This is a genomic window from Psychrobacter glacincola (assembly GCF_965118485.1).
Lineage (GTDB): Bacteria > Pseudomonadota > Gammaproteobacteria > Pseudomonadales > Moraxellaceae > Psychrobacter > Psychrobacter glacincola_D.
On the sequence record NZ_CBCPJH010000097.1, the window covers coordinates 1 to 533 of the forward strand.

Sequence of the window (533 nt, forward strand, 5' to 3'; positions counted from 1 at the left end):
GGTGATTCCTACAGCCAGACGCTCAAGCCCGAGCGCAAGAATGTTCTTTGCCGCATTGACATCACGGTCATGAGTGACACCGCACTCACAAAGCCATTCTCTTATTCCGAGATCTATCCTACCTTTCGGACTGTTTTGGCGTGAGCCGCAACACGAACAAGTCTGGGTGGTGTAGCTTTCATTTACCTCATCATAGTGACAACCTGCATGCTTGCATTTATAGGTCAGTTGCCGCTTTATTTCAAACCAACCTGCATCATAGATAGATTTAGCCAGTTTGGTTGAGGTGAATGATTTTGATTGAATTTTGCCAATGATGATCACATCATTATCTTTGACAAGTTTGCTTGTAAATTTGTGGATTAAATGTTGGCGAGTATTTTTGATCTTAGCATGAATTGCACGAACACGAATTTTATTCTTGCCGCGCTGTGCGACACCTAGTTTTTCGGCATATTGATAGGTTAATTTAGTAGTCAATACTTCACCATTAGTGGTGGTTGCTGAGTCTTTACAACCTAAGTCAATACCGA

1 protein-coding gene is annotated in these 533 nt (G+C 42.0%); it reads right to left on the bottom strand.

Going from position 1 to position 533, the window contains the following annotated elements; genetic code table 11:
* Positions 1-533: RNA-guided endonuclease InsQ/TnpB family protein (locus tag ACMHKH_RS14705; protein ID WP_413521362.1), on the bottom strand; the 533-nt coding region annotated here is incomplete at both ends.